The organism is Streptomyces mayteni (assembly GCF_054783955.1).
In genome coordinates this window covers 73404-93870 of sequence record NZ_BAAGPR010000004.1, presented here as the reverse complement: position 1 = coordinate 93870, position 20467 = coordinate 73404, and the positions used below count along the sequence as shown (strand labels likewise).

General features: G+C 71.8%; 14 protein-coding genes. 8 read left to right on the top strand and 6 right to left on the bottom strand.

Annotation, left to right across the window (positions count from 1 at the left end; genetic code table 11):
* Positions 1 to 29: 29 nt before the first annotated feature.
* Positions 30 to 1196: an MFS transporter gene (locus tag ACYVPE_RS03175; protein WP_461031885.1), complete on the bottom strand. Its 1167-nt coding sequence runs from the start codon at positions 1194 to 1196 to the stop codon at positions 30 to 32.
* A 199-nt stretch (positions 1197 to 1395) separates the two neighbouring features.
* Between ACYVPE_RS03175 and ACYVPE_RS03170 the strand changes: the two genes are divergently transcribed.
* From ACYVPE_RS03170 to ACYVPE_RS03150, 5 genes are all read left to right on the top strand, one after another.
* Positions 1396 to 2178 (top strand): class I SAM-dependent methyltransferase, encoded by a 783-nt coding sequence (locus tag ACYVPE_RS03170; RefSeq protein ID WP_461031805.1) that lies wholly within the window; start codon positions 1396 to 1398, stop codon positions 2176 to 2178.
* A complete protein-coding gene (locus tag ACYVPE_RS03165; RefSeq protein WP_461031804.1) occupies positions 2175 to 3002 on the top strand; it encodes a Rossmann-like domain-containing protein in 828 nt (275 codons plus the stop codon). Before ACYVPE_RS03170 ends, ACYVPE_RS03165 begins: the two co-directional genes overlap by 4 nt.
* Complete coding sequence (locus ACYVPE_RS03160; protein ID WP_461031803.1) at positions 2999 to 4024, top strand: GHMP family kinase ATP-binding protein; 1026 nt, start codon at positions 2999 to 3001, stop codon at positions 4022 to 4024. The genes ACYVPE_RS03165 and ACYVPE_RS03160 overlap by 4 nt, the downstream gene beginning before the upstream one ends.
* On the top strand, positions 3945 to 4991 hold the full coding sequence (locus ACYVPE_RS03155; protein ID WP_461031802.1) for a pyridoxal-phosphate dependent enzyme: 1047 nt from the start codon (positions 3945 to 3947) through the stop codon (positions 4989 to 4991). The genes ACYVPE_RS03160 and ACYVPE_RS03155 overlap by 80 nt, the downstream gene beginning before the upstream one ends.
* Positions 4992 to 5481: 490 nt before the next feature.
* Complete coding sequence (locus ACYVPE_RS03150) at positions 5482 to 9759, top strand: putative Ig domain-containing protein (protein ID WP_461031801.1); 4278 nt, start codon at positions 5482 to 5484, stop codon at positions 9757 to 9759.
* Positions 9760 to 9815: 56 nt separating this feature from the next.
* Here the strand turns inward: ACYVPE_RS03150 and ACYVPE_RS03145 are convergent, their stop codons facing one another.
* Genes ACYVPE_RS03145 through ACYVPE_RS03125 form a run of 5 tightly spaced genes read right to left on the bottom strand, consistent with a single transcriptional unit; the run spans position 9816 to position 14766 of the window.
* A complete protein-coding gene (locus ACYVPE_RS03145; RefSeq protein ID WP_461031800.1) occupies positions 9816 to 10817 on the bottom strand; it encodes a glycoside hydrolase family 43 protein in 1002 nt (333 codons plus the stop codon).
* The gene (locus ACYVPE_RS03140; protein ID WP_461031799.1) at positions 10810 to 11769 is read right to left on the bottom strand and encodes a family 43 glycosylhydrolase; all 960 of its coding nucleotides are present in this window, start codon (positions 11767 to 11769) and stop codon (positions 10810 to 10812) included. Before ACYVPE_RS03140 ends, ACYVPE_RS03145 begins: the two co-directional genes overlap by 8 nt.
* Positions 11766 to 12581, bottom strand: a complete 816-nt coding sequence (locus ACYVPE_RS03135) for a carbohydrate ABC transporter permease (protein WP_461031798.1) — start codon at positions 12579 to 12581, stop codon at positions 11766 to 11768. The genes ACYVPE_RS03140 and ACYVPE_RS03135 overlap by 4 nt, the downstream gene beginning before the upstream one ends.
* A complete protein-coding gene (locus ACYVPE_RS03130; RefSeq protein ID WP_461031797.1) occupies positions 12578 to 13534 on the bottom strand; it encodes a carbohydrate ABC transporter permease in 957 nt (318 codons plus the stop codon). Before ACYVPE_RS03130 ends, ACYVPE_RS03135 begins: the two co-directional genes overlap by 4 nt.
* Complete coding sequence (locus tag ACYVPE_RS03125) at positions 13531 to 14766, bottom strand: ABC transporter substrate-binding protein (protein ID WP_461031796.1); 1236 nt, start codon at positions 14764 to 14766, stop codon at positions 13531 to 13533. Before ACYVPE_RS03125 ends, ACYVPE_RS03130 begins: the two co-directional genes overlap by 4 nt.
* Positions 14767 to 15388: 622 nt before the next feature.
* On the opposite strand from ACYVPE_RS03125, the gene ACYVPE_RS03120 reads away from it, so the two are divergent.
* The 3 genes from ACYVPE_RS03120 (at position 15389) to ACYVPE_RS03110 (ending at position 20385) form a co-directional block, all read left to right on the top strand.
* Positions 15389 to 16621: an alginate lyase family protein gene (locus tag ACYVPE_RS03120; RefSeq protein WP_461031795.1), complete on the top strand. Its 1233-nt coding sequence runs from the start codon at positions 15389 to 15391 to the stop codon at positions 16619 to 16621.
* Positions 16622 to 16824: 203 nt separating this feature from the next.
* Positions 16825 to 19260 carry an alpha-L-arabinofuranosidase C-terminal domain-containing protein gene (locus tag ACYVPE_RS03115; RefSeq protein ID WP_461031794.1) on the top strand — a complete coding sequence of 812 codons (2436 nt, stop codon included), beginning with the start codon at positions 16825 to 16827 and terminating at the stop codon, positions 19258 to 19260.
* 69 nt (positions 19261 to 19329) lie between these two features.
* Complete coding sequence (locus ACYVPE_RS03110) at positions 19330 to 20385, top strand: LacI family DNA-binding transcriptional regulator (protein ID WP_461031793.1); 1056 nt, start codon at positions 19330 to 19332, stop codon at positions 20383 to 20385.
* Positions 20386 to 20467 lie beyond the last annotated feature (82 nt).

Here is a 20467-nt window from a genome sequence, read left to right as displayed (position 1 = left end):
CACCGTCCGGTCACGCGGCGCACCCCGCGCTACCGCCGGGAGAAGCGCCTGGCGGTGGGGACGAGGGCGGCGGCCGCCGGGGCGAGGAAGCACACCGCCGCGCAGACGCCGAGCACCGGCCCGGGACCGAACGCGGCGGCCGCGGGGGCGATCACCGCCAGGCCGAGCGGGGCGAGGCCGTAGGAGACCAGGAAGTCGAGCGAGGAGACGCGCGCCAGCAGCCGGGGCTCCACCTCGCGCTGCGTCGCGGTGAACCAGGGCACGTTGAAGAGTTCGATGCCCACGCCCGCCGCCGCGTAGGCCGCCACCACCAGGGCCGGGTGCACCGGCAGCAACAGGCCGAGCGGGGCGAACCCGTAGGCGGCCAGGCCGGCGAGCGCCACCCAGCCCGCGGACCTCGGGCGCCACCGCGCGACGACCAGGGCACCGAGCAGCGCGCCGGCCGTGTAGGCCGTGGTCGCCGCGGCCAACACTGCCTCGGCGCCGTACCGGTCGCGGCTGACCAGCGGCAGGAGCACGCCCGTCGCCGAGTATCCGGTGGTGACGACGGCGGCCAGCGCGCCGAGCCCCGCGAGGAACCAGGGGTGGCGCCTGGCCTCCCGCACCCCCTCGACGAATTCGGCGACGAAGCCGGCACGTTCACCGGACACGGGGGACGCCTCGGGGTCCCGCCGCCCGCGCGGCGGGATCGCGGCCGCCGCCAGCCACAGCGCGCCCATGCCGAGCAGCAGGACCGGGATGGCGAGGAAGGCGGCGAGCACGGCGGCCAGGGCCGGGCCGGCCAGCGTCGTCACGCGCACCGACAACGTCATGGCGGCGTTGGCCTGTTGTCGGCGCGCGGGGTCCACGACCTCGGCGGTCAGCGCATGGAAGGCCGGGCGGCAGGCGCCCTGTCCGGCGCCGATCACCACGCCCGCCAGCGCCATCACCGTCACCGACCGCCCCACGCCGGCCGCCAGCACCGGGCTGGCCAGCCCGGCGGCGAGCCCGGCCCACCACACCACCACCCGGCGCGAGTAGCGGTCCGCGAGCACTCCGCCGACGACCACGGCCCCGAGGAAGCCGGCCGTGCGGGTGGCCAGGACGAGGCCGAGGGCGGTGGGCGAGAGCGTGCCGTCCAGCACGGCGAGCCCCAGGACGAACGGCATCGCCCAGGTCGCGAGTCCCGAGGCGGTGGTTCCCGCCCACAGCCGCAGGAACGACGGGTCGCGCAGCACGGACCGCCGGTCCGCCGCGGAAGCGGCGGCGACGACGGTCGACGTGGGCGGTCCTGGCACGGTGGTGTCCCCCTCGACGACGAAGAAGTATGGGCGCCCAGCGTAGACGAAAATGACAATCATTTGTAATACTTCCCGGGGCCATCACCGGCGCCCATCGCTACCCGAGGGAGATCCCGTGCGACACCCGGCGACCGACCCCGCGTTCGTCGACCAGCTTCCCCCACCCCTGCCGGCGGATCGGATCATCGCCCTGAACCAGCCGCGGGGCGACCTCCACACCCACCGTCGGTACACCTGGCACGGCTGGACGTTCGACCTGCCACCCGGCGTCTTCCTGCCGGGCGAGACCAGCCGCATGATCCACCAGCGGATCCTCGACGGCGCCATCGAGGTACGCGGCCGGGTCTACGCCGCCATGGGCGCCGGTCTTGGCGTCGAGGCGGTCGCCGCCGGGGCGCGCGGCGCCCGCGCGGTCTACGCCCTCGACGTGCACCCGGCGAGCGTCGCCACCACTCGCGACCACTACGCGCGCCTGGTCGGCGACCGGCCGGGCACCACGTTCGTCCCTCTGGTCTCCGACGTCTTCGCGGCGCTGCCCGACGACGTCAGGATCGACGTCGTCACCTTCAACCCACCGGCCGTCAGCCGCCGGGTCAGCGACGACCCCGACGTCGTCCGCAACGTGTGCGTCGGCGCGCCGCTGCTCGCCAGGTTCTTCACCGAACTCGCCGAGCGCCGGCTGCTCGCCACGGACGGCGAGGTCTTCCTCGTCCTCTCCAACACCGCCGACCTGCGGGCCATCATCGGCCACGCGCGGTCCCTCGGCTTCCGGCCCGAGGTCTTCCACCGCCACGACTGGCGGGACGGCGTGCTCACCTACCTCTTCCGGCTCACGCCGCCCTACGCGCCCTCGCACTCGCCCTCGCCCTCGCCCTCGGAACGGGAGGCCACCGCATGAGCACCGTCCAACGCCCCGCGACGGTCGAGGAGTTGCGGGCCGCCGTGCTCGCGGGCGCGGCCGGCCCAGAGCCCGGGGCCATGGTGGCGACCAGCGTGTTCTGGCTGCACCACGGCACCCGGCTGGCCGGCGGCGACACCACCTACCTCAACCAGTACCTGCTGGTGCGCCACGGCCGCTCGTTCGGCGCCTGCGCCGTCGAGGACGGCGAGACCGACCCGTCGCTCTGCCGCGCGTACTCCGGCCGGCCACTCGCCGCGCTGCTCGCCGACGACGCCCCCCGAGCGCTGCGGCTCGCGGCGCTCGACGCCTACCTCGCCGCGGCCACGCCGCACCGGGAGACCGGCGCCGAGCCCGTCGCCCTCCCGGCCGGCACCCCCGAGGAACGCGCCAGGGCCCGCGACGCGGCCATCGCCGGACTGCTGGACATCGCCCCGGGGGCCCGCGTAGCCCTGATCGGGGTCGTCAACCCGCTGCTGGCCGCCATCAGGGACCGCGGCGGCGAGCCGTTGCCCTGCGACCTCAACCTCCGCACCACCCAGTGGGGCGAGCCCGTCACCGACTCCATGGCGGAGGTGCTGGACACCGCCGACGCCGTCGTCGCCACGGGCATGACCCTCGGCAACGGCACCTTCGACCCGATCGTGGCCCGCTGCCGGGAACGCCGACTGCCGCTCGTCGTCTACGCGCAGAGCGGCAGCGCCGTCGCCAGGGCCTTCCTCGGCGCCGGCGTCTCCGCGCTGTCCGCCGAGCCCTTTCCCTTCTCCCAGTTCAGCGCCGAGCCGACGGTGCTCTACCGGTACCGCGCCCTGGCGGCCGGGTGACGGCCGACGCCACGGGCACCGGACACGCGGTCCCGCACCACGGGGAGCTCCTCCAGGGCGTCTTCCGCGACGGCCAGGGGCGGAGCTGCCCAGGGCTCGTGACGCTGCCCATGCCGCCCGAGCTCGGACTCGGCAGCCGCGCGGAGTTCACCCGCGATCCGGCGGGCCGCCCCGAGGAGCTGACCGTCGAACCGCCCGACCGGACCAAGGCGCTGCGCGCGGCCCGCCTCACCGTGGCCGCGTGCGCCGGCCGCTCCCCCGGCACCGCCGGAGCCGGGCGGCTGCGCCTCACCGGAACCGTCCCGGTCGGCCTCGGCATGGGCTCGTCCACCAGCGACGTCATCGCCACCATCCGCGCCGTCACCGCCAGCTACCGCGTCACCTTCACCCCGCCCGAGATCGCCCGCCTCGCCGTCGCCGCCGAGAACGCCTCCGACCCCCTGATGCTGGACGACCGCCCGGTGCTCTTCGCCCAACGCGAGGGCCGGGTGCTGGAGATCCTCGGCGACGCCCTGCCCCCGGCCGTCGTGGTCGGCTGCGCCACCGGCGGCGGCCGCCCCGTCGACACCCTGTCCCTGCCCGCCGACGCCTACCGCGCCGCGGACGTCGCCGCCTTCGAACGGCTCCGCGCGCTGCTCCGCCACGCCGTCGCCGACGCCGACACCGCCCTGCTCGGGCGGGTGTGCACCGCCAGCGCCACGCGCCACCAACGCCTGCTCCCCAAGGAGGAGTTACCCGACCTGGTGGCCATCGCCGCCGAGACCGGGGCCGCCGGCGTGCAGATCGCGCACAGCGGAAACGTGGCCGGGCTGCTGTTCGCCCCCGAACTCCCGGGACTCCCCTGGCGACTCGACCGCTGCGCCCGCGCCCTCGAACGCCTCGGCGTCCCTGTGACCCACACGTTCACGACCCGTCAGACCCGCGACGAGAGAGTAAGCCACCATGTACGACCATGTCGCCGACGCGATCGGCGCCCCGGACCTGATACGCCTCGAACCAGGACTGGTCTGCCTGCGCTTTGAGACGATGAAGATCGTCTCCGCCGTCGCCGCCGTCCGCCACCTCCTCGACCGCGGCACCGTACGGCCAGGCGACACGCTGCTCGACTCGTCGAGCGGCATCTACGCCTACGCCCTGGCGCTCGCCTGCCACCGCTACGGCCTGAGGTGCCACATCGTCGGCTCCACCACGGTCGACCACACCCTCCGCACCCAACTCGCCGTCCTCGGCGCCCGGCTGGAACAGATGGCGCCGAGCGAGGACCTCAAGCTCGACCAGAGCCGCCGCGTCGCCCGGGTCGAGGAGATCCTGGCCGCCCACCCCGACTACCACTGGATGCGCCAGTACCACGACGACATCCACTACCTCGGCTACCGCGCCGTCGCCGAACAGGTCGTCAAGGAGACCGGCGACGAGTCCTTCACCCTCGTCGGCGGCGTCGGCTCCGGCGCCTCCACCGGAGCGCTCGCCGGCTACCTGCGGGAACACGCCCCCGGCACCACCCTGGTCGGCGTCCAGCCGTTCGGCAGCATCACCTTCGGCAGCGAGCACGTGGCCGACCCCGAGATCATCATCGCCGGCATCGGCAGCTCCATCCCGTTCGGCAACGTCGACCACGGCCGCTACGACGTCGTCCACTGGACGTCCTTCCGGGCGGCGCTGGCCGGCAGCATCGACCTGCTGCGGCGGCACGCCGTGTTCGCCGGCCTGTCCACCGGCGCCGCCTACCTCGCCGCCCGCTGGGAACACCACCTGGCCCCCACCCGCACCACCCCGCAGGCTCCCACCCGCACCACCCTGTTCATCGCCGCCGACACCGGACACCGCTACGCCGACTCGGTCTTCGCCCGCCACGGCGAGGCCGTCCCCCTCGACAGCCTCGCCCCCCACCAGGTCACCGCCGTCCGCGACCTGACGCTCCCCTGGTCCCGCATGCCCTGGCACGGCGCCCCCGCCCCCCGCGCGTCGCGCAGTCCACGGCGGCCGTAGGTGGCGACTGTCGCGCAGATAACGATATCTCGCTCTCTACTCGAGGCACCCTCCCGTACACCCGCAAACTTCCCTCCGTCAGACCAGTTGACGCCATCACCATGCTCGCTATGGTTAGAGAACGTTTTCTGGACGGCCTCGCCCAAGTATCGAGCCACGCCCGGTGGGCCTTTGCGGAAGAGGCATCTCAGGGGAGAGAAGCATGAGCCGCATGCATGCCGGCCGAGTCACCGCCGAGGCGGGCTCCCCCTCGGTGGCGTCGTCCGCCCGGGGCGCGGATCGTCATCCGGAGTTACCGGTGATCCGCCGTCACGCCGCGGCGTGACGAAGTGGGCGACCGCCGCGAGCCGTAGGCCGTCGCGGTATCGCCGCGTCGCCCCGGGGGCGACGCCGACGCCTCAGGACACCGGAGCCCATCCGTTCGAACACCGCTATCCGACCCTCCGGCGCGGCGAAGACGTCCGTGCCGGTGACGCGAAGGGGACCTGCGATGACGCACGTCTGGAAGCACAGACCGTCGCACCTGCTCGCACTGCTCGCGGCCCTCCTCGCCGCGCTCGGAGTCGTCGTTCCGCCGCCACAGGCAGGAGCCGCCGACCGCGAGGCTCTGCTCACCGGGAACGTCGTCGAGGTCCACGAGACGGTCAGCGACGCGGGGTTCACCCACCCCGGAGTGGGCCTGTCCGCCGAGGACCTGCGGACCGCGCAGACGCAGGTGCGCGCGGGGCAGGAGCCCTGGGCCTCGTACTTCGCGGCCATGGCCGACACCACCTTCGCGTCCACGACGTACCGCGCCTCGAACTCGAAGTCCGCCGCGGAGCCCGACGTGCCGCTCGACCCGACGTTCACGCAGGTGGGACAGCGACGCCGGGAGACCAACGACTCGTTCGGGGCCCTGACGCAGTCGCTGATGTGGGTCGTCACGGGCGACGAGACGTACCGGCGCAACGCGGTACAGGCGCTCCGCGCCTGGGCCGGCATGGATCCCGAGTCGTACGCGTACTTCCCCGACGCGCACATCCACACCGGCCACCCGCTGTACCAGTTCCTCATGGCGGCCGAGATCATCCGGGCCACCGAGCCGCTGGCCGACGACACCCCCGGGACGTCCGACGGCTACGACGTGGTGTGGAGCGCCGAGGACGACCGGAGGTTGCTCGACAACTTCGCGAACCCCGTGGTGGAGACCTTCCTCTTCTCGAACCGGAAGTGGATGAACCAGCACAACTTCGGCCTCTTCGGCCGGATCGCCACCGCGATCTACGCGGACGACGCGGACGGCTACGCGCGGGGTGTGGAGTGGTTCACCGTCAACTCGACGTACGACGGCTACGACAACGGCGCGCTCGCCCCGCAGATACCGGTCATCGCCGCGGACGACCCGGCCAACCCCTACGGCCGCGAGTTCACGCAGGTGCGGGAGATGGGCCGCGACCAGGCGCACGGCGAGTGCAACATCGACAACTTCACCGGTCTCGCGCGCATGCTGGAGGTGCAGGGCACCCGGGTCGACCCCGCGGCCGGCACCGTCTCGACCGCCAACGACGCGGTGAGCGCCTACGACTTCCTCGACCGGCGGCTGCTCCAGGGGGCCGACGCCTTCTACGGCTTCATGATGGGCGCCCGGACCCCGTGGGTCGACGAGCGCGGCGAGGGCTGGAACGGCACGATCTCCGAGGCGTACCGCGGTCGGCTGTTCAACCCCGTCAACGAGCTCTACTACGAGTACGCCTACGAGCGCGGCGTCGACGTCGAGGACGAGGCGCCGTGGCTGGCCGAACTGTCCGCGCGCATGGATGGGCCGTACTTCCACGACGGGGTGAACCGGGCCAACTTCTGGGCGCCGGGCGACAAGAACCCCGAGTACTGGGTCGCGTTCCCGGCCGAACTCGCCGGCACGGAACCGGTGCCGCTGCCGGACGACCCGGACCTGCCGTTCGACGGCCGCGCCCTGCGGCTCGACGACCGCACCGAGATCGTGACCGAGGACGACGAGACCTTCGCCCGCGCGCACGTCGACGAGCGGGGCACGGTCAGCGTCGTCAGCCGGCTCATGCACGACGGCAGGGGCGGCAACGCCGTGCTCGTGCGTACCGAAGGACCGGCCCTGCTTGAGGTGCTCGACAAGGAACCGGTGTCGGGACTCAACGGGAACGAACTGGCCCCGACGGTGCTGGCGACGGTGCGACTGCCCGACACGGGCGGCGCGTGGCGGTACGTGACGTATCCGGAGGGCGGCTCGTACGTCGCGTTCTACCGGCTCACGGGCCGGAGCGGGACCACCGTCGACCTGCGGGACGTGCTCCTCCAGGCCGACACGGCGCTGACCGCCCCGCGGTTCGCCGGGAGTGGGGGCGCCCGGTATCTGACCGCACGATCCGCCGTCGAGATCGACCTCTCCGCGACGGAGAATGGGGACGGCGCCACCTACTCGGCGTCGGGACTCCCCCGTGGTGCGGAACTCGACGCCGCCACCGGCCTCCTGACGTGGGAGCCCGCACCGCGCGACAGCGGGCGTCACGACCTCCGGATCGTCGCGGACGACGGGCAGAGCGTCGCCACCCGGTCCGTCGAGCTCGTCGTCTCCCCGAACCGGCAGGAGACCGTCCGCGCCGCGGTGGCCGACGGGACGGACCCCGAGGCCGTCCACACGACCGAGACCCGCGAACCGTACGAGGTCGCGCTCACCGCGGCACGCGAGGCGGCACGCCAAGGATCCGAGGCGGAGTTCCGTGCCGCTCTCGACGAGTTGCTGTCGAGGATCGGGGCGTTGCGGCTGCTCAACCCGACGCTGGCGGACGGCACGCTCGACTACCGCGACGGCGTCGTGACCGCGACGACGCTGGACACGGTCGGACTGAACAACCTGGCCGACGACCACAACGGAACCGGTATCGCCGATCTGCGGGTGGACTCCTTCGTCCTCGACTTCGGCACCCGGTACCGGATCGCGCCCAGCGCCTTCGGCTTCCAGGCACGCTTCACGTTCGGCAACCGGCTGCAGGGCACGAGCGTGTACGGCTCGAACGACGGCATCACGTGGGACCTGCTCACCGAGCGGGAGACCGTCAACACGAACCTGTGGGAGAACGTCGACGTCGTCGCGGAGCACGCTGGTGAGGAGTACCGCTACCTGAGACTGCGGGTGGACCACCCGGGGATCGAGACCGACCCCGCCTACCCGGGGTTGTGGTCGTTCGCCGGGTTCCGTGTCCACGGCGAGCGCTCGGAGGTCGAGGGATCCGTCACGGACGTGTCCGTGAGCTCGCCGGACGCCCTGTCAGGACGGGTCACGGCGGGCGACCGCGTCACCGTGTCCCTCTCCAGCCCGACGCCGATCGACGACGTCGTGGTGGAGGTCGGCGGGCAGCCGGTCGAGGCGACCAGCGAGGACGGCAGGTCATGGAACGGCACCGCGGAGCTCGGCGAGCTGAGCGGCGGTGGCCGCCTCGACGTCACCGTCGACCACACCACGGAAGGCGGCCGACGGGCGGCGACCATCCACGGCACGACCGACGCGACGGCGCTGTACGGGTCGGACGAACGGAGCCTCGTCGATCTCGCCGACGCCCGGGTCGTCGACGCCTCGGGCGCCGCCGACCCGACGAAGGCGGCCCAGGCGGCGCGCATGCTCGACGGGAACGCCACCACCTTCAGCGAGGTCGGGGCCGTCGGCGGAGAGCGCTACCTGGTCTGGGACTTCGGGGAGGGATCGACCGTCGCCGTCGAACGCGTCGATCTGCTGGCCCGCCTCGACAACACGGGCATGGTCAACCTCGACAACCTGGTGTTCCAGGGCTCGAACGACCTCCGGGAGTGGACGGACCTGACGGCTTCGCCCGCCAAGGTGCTCGCCTGGCAGAACCTGGCGTCACGCGACGGCGGCGCGTACCGGTACCTGCGGGTGCGGGCCGACCGGGGCATCTCGATCGCCGAGCTGCGGGTCCACGGTGACGTCCGGCTGGCCCTCGCGCCGGTCCTCGCGCGCGCCGACGCCCTCGACCTCTCCGACTACACCCGGGCCTCGCGGATCCTGTTCCCACGCGAGGTCGAGGCGGTGCGCGCCGCCGCGGCGGAGGAGGGAGCCGACGAGACCGCGCTGGCGCTGCGCCTGCTCGACGCCTGGGATCTCCTCGAGGTCGCCACGTCCTCGGCGCCGGCGGACGTCGACCCGTCCTGGGTGACGGCGAGCACCGGGACCGCGGACGGCGCGTCCGACGCCGCGGCGAACGGCTGGCGGATGTTCGACGGCGACCCGGCGACGTACACCGACACGACCACGAGGGCCTGCACGGTGACCGTGCTCCCGACGGACGGCAGCGTGTTCGAGGTCGAGACCGTGCGCTACCACCCCCGTTCGGGGGCGGTCTCGCGCGCGACCGGGATGCCGGTCGAGGGCTCGAACGACGGCGGGGCCACGTGGACCGCCCTCGCGAACACCGGAGTTCCCGTCGCGGGCTGGAACACCGTCCCGCTGGCATCCCCGGTCCGGTACGGAGCTCTGCGGATCAGCGGTGGCAACGGCTACTGCAACGTCGCCGAGCTCCGGTTCGTCGTGCGGACGGTCGACGGTTCGGCCCTCGACCTGTACCTGACCGAGAGCGCGGACCTGGCCGAGGCGGACTGGACCGCCGCGTCCTGGGAGACGCTCGTCACCGCCCGGCTCGCGGCGCGGGCGGTGGCGGACGACAGGGGCGCGGACCAGGGACAGGTCGACGAGGCGGCCGACGCGCTGTCCGAGGCGATCACCGCGCTCGTCAGGGCCTGACGCGGGTCGCGGCTCCGACCGGGGTGCCGGTCGGAGCCGCGACGGAGGGCGGCCGCTCAGCCGGGAAAGGCCGAGCGCAGGACCTGCCATTGATCGCCCGTCAGCGGCAGGACGGCGCCGTGCTTGGTGTTCGGAGGCATGTGGAACTCGTCGGGCGGGATGGGCTCCCAGCGTCCGCTGTCGAGGTCCGTCGTCGTCAGCCCGACGTACCCCTGGGGCCGCCGCGCGAACTGGTCGACGAACAGGTACCACCGCTCGTGGTGGTTGTCCTTGAAGATCAGCGGAGCCTCGACATGCGCGTACAGGGTGTCCGCGATGCGGGTGGCGGTGGTCCGGAACCGGTCGGAGAAGAAGTCGGGACCCGATTGCTGGAAGAGCCGGATCGAGTCGGGTCCGAACGAGTTCTCCTTGGAGAACCGGTGGACGGTGCCGCCGTCGACGTGGATGGTCGTGTCGATGACGTCGGTGCCCAGGTCGATGAGGACCGACGCCGGGCCGACACCGCGGAAGTCGGGCGTGCGCGCGACCAGCACCCGACTGTAGCCGTCGCCCTCGTGCTCCGGGTCGTCCTCGGCGAAGAGCCGGGAGGACCAGTAGAGGAGGAAGTCGCCCCGTTCCGGGTCGTAGGTCGCCTCGGGTGCCCAGGCCATCCCCGCGTTGGGCGGGGCGACCTCCAGCAGCCACGGTTCCGACCAGCGGACGAGGTCCCGCGAGCGCCACACGACGATGGAGCGGCTGCCGGTACGGGTCCACGCCTCCCAGCCGCGCTGGTCACCGCCGTAGACCCGCAGGTCGGTGGCCATGAGGAAGTACGCGTCGGCGCCCCGCACCAGGTGGACGTCCCGGACCCCGCTGGTGCCGAGTCGCGAGGTCAGCACCGGTTCGCCCCCGTTGAGCCGGGTCCAGGACCGTGGGTCGTCGCCGTCGCTGAGCGAGAAGTGGATCCGCTCGCCGTCGCCGTCGGGGGCCTCGACGTGGTGGACCAGCAGGTATCCGTACCGGGTCTCGCTCGTGGCGTCTTCCGCCGCTCGGAGCCGGCCACGGGCGGGCTCACCCACGACGCGCCCGGCGCAGATCGAGGCGGGTCGGGCCGTCCCGGTCGCAGACGAGGCGGCCGTCGACCACGCGCAGGGTCGCGACCTGCACGTCCGTGTGCCGCCCGGCCGGCTCGGGGCGGTGGGTGAAGTAGAAGATCCAGCCGACCTCCTCGGCCGCGCCGTCGTCCTCGAACCCGACGACGACGTCGGCGTGCTGCCCGTTGGCGCCGTCGAAGGGGCGACGGCCGGGGGTGTCGAGGATGAGCCCCTGGCGCTCCCAGCCGGCCAGGTCGGTCGAGCGGTGGACGCCCAGGCCGCGCCACTCGTCGGTGACCATCCAGTACCAGCCGCCGAGTTCGAAGACGTTCGGCCCCTCGTGCGGCGGGTCCCCGACGACGCGGCGGGCGGCGCTCCAGGCCGTCAGGTCGGGGGAGTCCGCGGCCCAGGTGGTGGAACCGTCGGCCTCGTCCTTGAACCACATCCGGTAGCCGCCGTCGGGCAGCGGGTGGACGCAGGCGTCGATGACGCGGTCGGACGACAGCGGCACCACGCCCAGGTCGTGCCAGACCTCCAGGTCGTCCGAGACCAGGTGCCGGATGGTGCGGGGATGCCCCGCCCAGGTCGACGGCACGCCCCGGATGTGACTGAGGAACATGTGGTAGCGCCCCTCGGCGTGGACGACCTCGGGCGCCCACAGCGTGTTCCGGCCCGGATGGGGGTCGAGTCCGGCGACCGCGCCGAGGTAGTTCCAGGTCAGGCCGCCGTCGACCGATCCGGCCACGCCGATGTCCGTGCCGTGCACCCAGCGGACACCGGGGCCGTCGTCGTGTGCCCGCCGCTGGGTGTAGAACATCCGCCAGGAGCCGTCCGGCGCCTCGATCACGGTCGGGTCGGCGGGCGCGTCGTACAGCGGGTCGGTGTAGAGCGGGGCGCCCGGCTGCCGGGATCCGCTGGTGGTCGCGTTGTCGCTCATCCCTTGACTCCCCCGGCGAGCAGTCCGCTGACGATGTGGCGTTGGGTGACCAGGAAGAAGACCACCATCGGGGCCAGGACGACGACGGACAGCGTCATGAACGCCGGCCAGTCGGTGGTGAACTCCCCCACGGCGTTGTAGACCTGCAGCACGATGGTGCGCTTCTCGGGCGAGGACAGGACGACGTTGGGCAGGATGAAGTCGTTCCACACCCACATCGTCTGGAAGATGCCGACGGTGACCAGGATCGGCCTGATCAGCGGCAGCACGATCCGCCAGAAGATCTGGAAGACGCCGGCGCCGTCGATCCGGGCGGCCTCGATGATCTCGAACGGCAGCGTGCGGATGTAGCCCTGGATCAGGAAGAAGCAGAAGATCGAGCCGCCGGCGTACAGGAAGACGAGCCCGTTGAGGGTGTCCACGAGTTCCGCGTCCACGAGCGTCCGGTACAGCGGGATCAGCGTGGCCTGCCCGGGCACCACGAACGCCAGCAACAACAGCACTCCGAAGATCCGGTTGAACAGCGTCGCGCGGAGGATCATGCCGTAGGCCGCGGTGGCGCCGACGAACAGTTGGACGGCTATCGCCCCGGCGGTGACGTAGAGCGTGTTGCCGAAGCTCTGCGCCAGCGGGACCTGGTCGAACACCGCCAGGTAGTTGTCCAGGTGGAGGGAGGTGGGTGGGGCGAGCGGGGAACCCACCATCTCTTCCTGGGTCTTGAAGGTGTTGACGACGATGTAGTAGAGCGGCATCCCGACCAGACAGGCAAGACCGATCACGAAGACGCTCAACAGCGGGCGACGGCGACTCACGACACCCTCCTCTCGATCCGCCGGGAGACGAGCAACTGGCTGAAGGAGAGCGCCGCGACGGCGAGCGTGAACAGCACGGCCAGTGCCGACGCCATGCCGTACTGGCCCTGGCCGACGCCGTTGACGATGATCGACTGGGTGATCGTCTGCGTCGCGAAGCCTGGTCCGCCGTTGGTCAGCGTGTAGGGCAGGTCGAACACCTTCAGCCCGTTGGTCATGAGCAGGAACTGGCTGATCACCATGGCCGGCGTCAGCAGCGGCAGGGTGATGTGGCGGAACCGCTGCCAGGCGTCGGCGCCGTCGATGGTGGCGACCTCGTAGTACGAGGGCGGAATGGACTGCAGGTAGGCCAGGTACAGCACGGCGTGCCAGCCCGCACCACCCCAGACCCCGACCAGGACCACCGACAGCTTGGCCAGTGTGGCGTCCGACAGCCAGGGCACCGGCCCGAGACCGAGCGTCCCGTCGAGCACCGAGTTGAGCACCCCGGAACCCAGCGGGGACAGGATGTACCCCCACACCAGGCCCAGCACCGCCATGCTGGGGATCGCCGGGAAGAAGAACAGCGAGCGGGCGAAGTTCCGCCCGAAGAACCGTTGGTTGAGGGCCACCGCGAGGGGAATGGCGATGACGGTGGTCAGCAGCGTCGTCCCGACCGCGAACAGCAACGTGAACGACAGTCCCGCCGTCATGGACGGATCGGAGAGGATCGTCCGGTAGTTCTCCAGGCCCACGAACGTGACGTCGTCGGAGTACCCGGTGAAGTCGGTCAGGCTCCAGTAGACCGTCTGCCCGAGCGGAATGACGAACAGCACGATGAAGACCGCGGCCACCGGGACCAGGAACAGCTGGTGCGCGCCGGCCTCACGCCAGCCGCCCGACGAGTCCCCGCGACGCCGGGCCACCGGTGCGCCGGCCGCGGGGCGCAGCCGGGAGAGGGTGGCGGCGCTCATGACGCCGCGAGCTTCCGGTCCAGCGCCTGGGCGACCTCGCGCGGCGATATCTCCCCCTGCACCATGCGCTGGATCTGCGCGACGGCCTCGATGTTGAGCACGTCCTCGGCGCGCTGCCAGGAGATCTGCGGCAGGTAGAGGTTGCCGGCGCGGACGTCGTCGACGATGGGGTCGAGGGCCTCGTCCAGCGGCGGGTCGAAGTCGCTGGTGACCGTGATGGAGCCCTCGGCCTCCTGCAGCACCGCGATGCCCTCGGGGGACGCGAGGAACGACAGGAACGTCCTCGCGGCCTCGATGTTCTCCGAGTCGGGGTTGATCGCGTAGCCGGGGCTGGCCGCCCCGGACAGGTAGGGCTCGCCGCCCGCCACTCCCGGGATCGGCGCCATCCGGAAGTTCAGGTCGGGCGCGGAGTCGCGCAGCGGGGGCACCGTCCAGGGCCCGGCCGTGATCATCGCCACCCGGCCGTTGGCGAACTCCGACTGCACCTGGTCGGCGGTGATGCCGACGGTGTCCCTGGTCACCAGGCCGTCGTCGTAGAGGCGGTAGTACTGCTCGAGCAGCGGGGTCCAGTGCTCCTCGAACGTCGAGGTGCCGTCGAATATCTCGCCGTCCATCGTGTGTCCGTTGGCCGCGTCGTAGGCCCCGAGGAAGGCCGCGAGCACCCCGGGCATCGCGTCCACGGGCTCCAGGTACGGCGTGATGCCGGCGTCCTGGAGCGTGGCGCACAGGTCGAGGAACTCCTCCCAGGTCTCCGGCGGCGCCTCGGCACCGACGTCGGCGAGCAGGTCCTCGTTGTAGAGGATCCCCCCGCCCCAGGAGGACAGCGAGAGCCCGTAGACCGCGCCGTCGGCGCCGTAGGTCCGCTGGTTGAACTCCGGCACGTTGGCCAGGAACTCCTCGCCCGCGAGATCCAGCACGTGCCCGCCCTCGATGAGGTTGGTCTTGTTCTCCGCCGCGATGAGGAACACGTCGGGGGCGGTGCCGGAGAGCACCCTGGTCTGCAGGGACTGGATGTACTCCGCGACCGGAGGCGAGTAGGACACCTCGACGTCGATGTCCGGGTGGGCCTCCTCGAACGCCTCGATGACCGGCGTCATGACCTGTTCCCCGTTCCAGGACAGCAGCGACAGCGCCGTGCCGTCGCCCGCACCGCCACCCGTCCCGCAGGCGGACGCGGCCAGCCCGGTGGCCACGGCGAGTACGGCGGCGATGTTTCTCAAGTGCCTCGACATTGGGAACACTCCTTGCTCGCGGTTCGTGGCGGGGGGCGACGGTCGACGGTCCCGTCAGCTCACAGATCGGCGACGCCCCGACAGGCGTGATCGACGAGCGGCCGGCGGCCCACGCCCGTGTCGCTGTCCCCAGCCCCGCTGTTTATCGATACAAACCTGGGTGCGCAGAAACTACCTCAGCGCCGGACAAAGTCAAGAGGTGCCGCACGGATACCGGCCCTCTCCCAGACGGGGAGTCGGGGCAGGCCCGCGCCATGACGCCCCGTCCGTAAGCAATCAGCGCACGCGTCTTGACTCCCCCGACGCGACGGTGGGAGCTTTTGTATCGCTACTAGAAATCGATTGCTACGCCGAGGTCGCCGCCCGACCGAGCCGCCGCACCGGCACCACCGCGGATCGCCCGGGCCCGAGGCACCTCGCCGCCCTGCGTCGAACCCCCCACCTGCCCGGCTCCCGCGGTGCGGGACATCGGAACCGCCTTCACCGCGCACCTCCACCGACGTCGTCGGCACCACGTCGTCGGCCCCCTGGGCATCACCCCTACCTGAGCGGGACGCTGCCCGCTCGAACTGGAGACGCGCATCCCATGAGCCGCGACAACTCCCCACACCCCCCTCACGCCATGGGGCACCCACTGAACACCCGGCCGAGCCGACGGGGCACGCTGCGCGCCGTCGGCGGCCTGGCCCTCGCCGGGGCGCTGGGCGCCGCCTCGGCACGGTCCGCCGGCGCCGCCCCGACCACCTGGAACCATCCCGGCGCCCTGCACAACTCCGGCGACATCAACCGCGCCAGGGTCAGGGTGGCCGCGGGTACCGACCCCTGGCGCGCGGGCTGGCAGCGCCTGGTCGACAACCCGCACTCCTCGTCCACCTGGGCGCCCAACCCGCAGTCCGTGATCTATCGCGGCACAGGGACCTCGAACAACTACCCGATCCTCTACAACGACATCGCCGCCGCCTACCAGAACGCCCTGCGCTGGCAGATCGGCGGCACGACGGCCAACGCCGACCGCGCCGCCGCCATCTGCAACGCCTGGTCGAACACCCTGACCTCCATCCAGGGCAGCACGGACGCGATCCTGGTCGCCGGCCTCCAGGGCTGGCAGTTCGCCAACGTGGGCGAGCTGCTGCGCGGCTACCCCGGCTTCGACCTCGACGCCTTCCGGCAGATGCTGCTCAACGTCTTCTACCCGATCAACCACGGCTTCCTGCGGGACCACAACTTCACCTGCATCAGCCACTACTGGGCGAACTGGGACCTCTGCAACATGGCGTCCATCATGGCCATCGCCATCCTGTGCGAGGACGGGGCCAAGTTCGACGAGGCCGTGACCTACTTCCAGAGCGGCGCGGGCAACGGCTCCCTCGCCCACGCCGTCCCCTTCCTCCACACCGACGCCGCCGGCTACGGGCTCGGCCAGTGGCAGGAGTCGGGCCGCGACCAGGGCCACTGCGTCATGGGGGTCGGCCAGCTGGGCGCGCTCTGCGAGATGGCCTGGAACCAGGGCGTCGACCTGTACGCCTACGACAACCGGAGGTTCTTCCAGGGGGCCCAGTACGTCGCGAAGTACAACATCGGCCTCGACGTGCCCTTCACCACCTACAGCTGGGGCAGCGGCACGAACTGCGCCTACAACGAGCACACCGCGATCGCCTCCGGCGGCCGCGGGCACATCCGCCCGATCTGGGCGATGCTCCACTTCCACTACAACGGGCGCCTTGGCTGGCGCGACGAGTACCTCTCGACCATGTACGACGACTTCGTCGGGACCGAGGGCGGCGGCGGCGACTACGGCTCCACCAGCGGCGGCTTCGACCAACTGGGCTTCGGGACGCTCATGTACGCCAAGTAGCGCCAGCCGGTGGTGGCGCGAAGGACCGGCCGCACGGGTGCACCTCAGGGTGCGCCCGTGCGGTTCCGGCGAGGCCGTTCGACGCGACCCCTTGACTCCCCGGGCGCGAGGATGACAGCTTTTGTATCGCTACAAATTTTCATCCCACAGTACGCATATCCGCACGAACGTGGGCCTTCGCCGGCCGAAGGAGACGAACAACCATGGGTGAATCCGGCCCCCGCGGCGAGACGCTCGTCAAGGTGGACGCCAGGGCCGCGGGCACCGCCATCTCCCCCGACCTGTTCGGGGTGTTCTTCGAGGACCTCAACTACGCGGCGGACGGCGGCCTCTACGCCGAACTGGTGCAGAACCGATCCTTCGAGTACCGCTCCGCCGACCGGAGCGGCTGGCACGCCCTCACCGCGTGGGAGCTGCTGGAGCGGGACGGCGCCGCCGGATCGCTCACCGTCTCCACCGACGCGCCGTTGCACCCGGCCAATCCGCATCACGCGGTGCTGCGCACCATCGCCGCCGGCACCACGGGTGCGGGTGCCGGGCTGCGCAACGAGGGCTTCGACGGCATCGCCGTCCGGGCTGGCGAGTCCTACGACGTCAGTCTCTTCGCCCGCCTGTCCGACGGCGCCGGGAACCGGCTGGTGGCGCGGATCGAGAGCCGGGACGGTGGCCGGGTGCACGGCCGGGCGGAGTTGGGCCCCGTGCCCGGGCGCTGGGAGCCGCTGTCGGCGGTCATCACGTGCGGGACGACCGACCCCGACGCCAGGCTCACCGTCACGACGTCCGGGGTCGGCACCGTCCACCTCGACCTGGTCTCGCTCTTCCCGCAGGCCACCTTCCGCGGCCGGCCCGGCGGCCTGCGCGCCGACCTGGCGCGGGCCATCGCGGACCTGAAGCCGAAGTTCATGCGGTTCCCGGGCGGCTGCCTCGCCCACGGGCAGGGGCTCGGCAACATGTACCGCTGGCCGGACACCGTCGGGCCGCTGCACGAGCGCCGCCAGCAGCCCAACATCTGGCACTACCACCAGTCGATGGGCCTGGGCTACTACGAGTACTTCCAGTTCTGCGAGGACATCGGCGCCAAGCCGCTGCCCGTCGTGCCGGCCGGCGTCTGCTGCCAGAACAGCGAGGTCACCGGCCAGGCCGGCATCCCCGAGGAGGAGATGCCCGCCTACGTGGCCGAGGTGCTGGCGCTGGTCGAGTGGGCCAACGGCCCCGCCGACTCCACCTGGGGCGCGGTGCGCGCCGCCGCCGGACACCCGGAGCCGTTCGGCCTCGAGTACCTGGGGGTCGGCAACGAGGACACCATCACCGACACCTTCCGCGACCGCTTCGCCCGCATCCACGACGCGCTGCGCGAACACCACCCCGAGATCACCGTCATCGGCACCCTCGGCCCGTCCACCGCCGGCCAGGACTGGGAGCGGGGCTGGGCGTTCGCCCGCGAGCGGCGGATCCCGGTCGTCGACGAGCACTCCTACAAGTCCCCGCGCTGGCTCCTGGAGAACACCCGCCGCTTCGACACCATGGACCGCGAGGGCCCGCACCTCTACATCGGCGAGTACGGCAGCGGCCGCAACAACGGGCGCAGCGCCGTCGCCGAGGCGGCGTACATGATCGCCATGGAGCGCAACGGGGACGTCGTCCGGCTGGCCTCCTACGCTCCGCTCCTCGCCAGACGCGGCAACATCCAGTGGTTGCCCGACCTGATCTACTTCGACAACACCGACGTGTGGCCCACCCTCAACTACCACGTGCAGCGGATGCACTCGGTCAACTCCGGCGACACGGCCCTGCCCTTCACCGTCACCGGGGCCCCCGAGTCGGTGCCCGTCAGGGACGACGCCCGGGCCAGCATTCTGATCGGTACCGGCGCCGACACCCAGGCCGAGTTCACCGACGTCGCCATCGACTCCCCGGGCGGCGAACCCGTGCCGGTACCGGAGTTCGGCGCCTGGCACGCCGAGTCCGGCACATGGGTGACGGACGGCCGCGGCGGCGTCCGCCAGACGATGAGCGGGGCGCAGGCCGGGCTGCTGCTGGCGGACGCGGTGGAGGGATCGGGGTACGCCTTCTCCGTGCGGGCCAGGAAGACGGCCGGCGACGAGGGGTTCGTCCTCGGCTTCACCGGAGCGTCGCCCGATCACCGCTATCGCTGGAAGCTCGGCGGCTGGCTCAACCAGTCGACGTGGCTCGTACGCGTGGACGACGGCGTGGAGGACGATCTCGGCGACCGCGTGGCCGAGCCCGTCGAGACCGGCCGCTGGTACGACCTGCGGATCGAGGTGGCCGGTCGACACATCCGCTGCTACCGCGACGGCGAGCTGGTCCACGAGGTCGAAGACGTCCGGCCGGAGCCGGAGGTCTTCGCCGTCTCGGCCGTACGCGCCAGTTCGACCGACGGCGTGATCGTCAAGATCGCGAACGCCACGCCCACATCCGTCGTCGTCCGCGTTCGGCTGGCCGGCACCGACGACGACATCGACTTCGCACGCACCGTCCTGACGGTTCCGCCGGACGCCGCGAGCCGGTTCGGGCCGGCCCCCGCCACCCCCGTCGAGGACCGGCTGACCGGGACGGTCTGCGACATCCCACCCCACTCGTTCACCGTGCTGCGCACCCGTGGACGCGGTGCACGATGACCCGGCCCGGCCGCCCACACCGGGGCAGGCAGGGCGGGGCAAGGCACGACCATGGACGCGGGGAATAGCATGCGAGCGGGGCGCGAGGCGGGGTTCCGCAACCACAGGGCAGGGGTGAGCGTGGTAACGATCCAGGAAGTCGCGAAGGCCGCGGGGGTCTCGTCGATGACCGTTTCGAACGTCATCAACGACCATCCGAACGTGCGGAGGGAGACGCGGGCGAAGGTCCTGGAGGCCATGACCAGGCTCGGCTACCGCGTCAACGTCGCGGCCCGCAACCTGCGCAAGGGCCGCACCGGAACCATCGGCCTCGCCATCCCCGAAGTGGACAGCGCCTACTACGGGCAGTTGGCCGCCGCCATCATCACCGCGGCCGAGCGGCGTGACCTGCGGGTGAGCATCGAGCAGACCGGCGCCTCGCGGGAGAGCGAACTGGACGCCCTGTCCCTGTCCCGCAACCGGCTGTACGACGGGCTCATCCTCAGCGCGGCGGGCTTGGGGCAGGCGGACGCCGAACGGCTCAGGGTCGACCACCCGGTGGTCATCCTCGGCGACCGGATCTTCGGCGGCCCCGTGGACCACGTCGCCATGCCCAACCTCGACGCCTCCCGGGCGGCCACCCGTCACCTGCTCTCGCGTGGCTGTCGTCGCATCGCGATCATGTGCGGGGCGGTGGAGGAGGTCGACACCTCCCGGCTCCGTCTCACGGGCTACCGCCTGGCGCTGGAGGACGCGGGCGTGCCGGTCGACCCCGCCCTCGTCCAGCAGGTGGGCAGGCTGGGTATGCGCGAGGGTGCGCGACGCGTCCGGGAGATGGCGGAGAGCGGGCTCGAGTTCGACGGCGTGTTCTGCGTGACCGACGCACTGGCCATGGGGGTGCTGCGGGGCCTGGCCGACGTCGGGATACGGGTTCCCGACCAGGTGAAGGTGATCGGGTTCGACAACGTCACGAACAGCGAGTTCCTGGTGCCCTCGCTCTCCTCCATCGATCCGGACCACGACGGCATGGCCGCGCGGGCCGTCGATCTCCTGATCCAGCGCATCGAGCAGACGGAGCCCTCGACGCGTCATGCCGAGTTCGTCGGCAGCTTCTCCGTGGTGATCCGGGAGTCGACGGACGGCTGAGCCCGGTCCGCGGTCCGACACCCGCCCCGACACCACCGAACCGGCCGGTCCCGGTCCCGGTCCTCAGTTCGTTCCGCGCCGG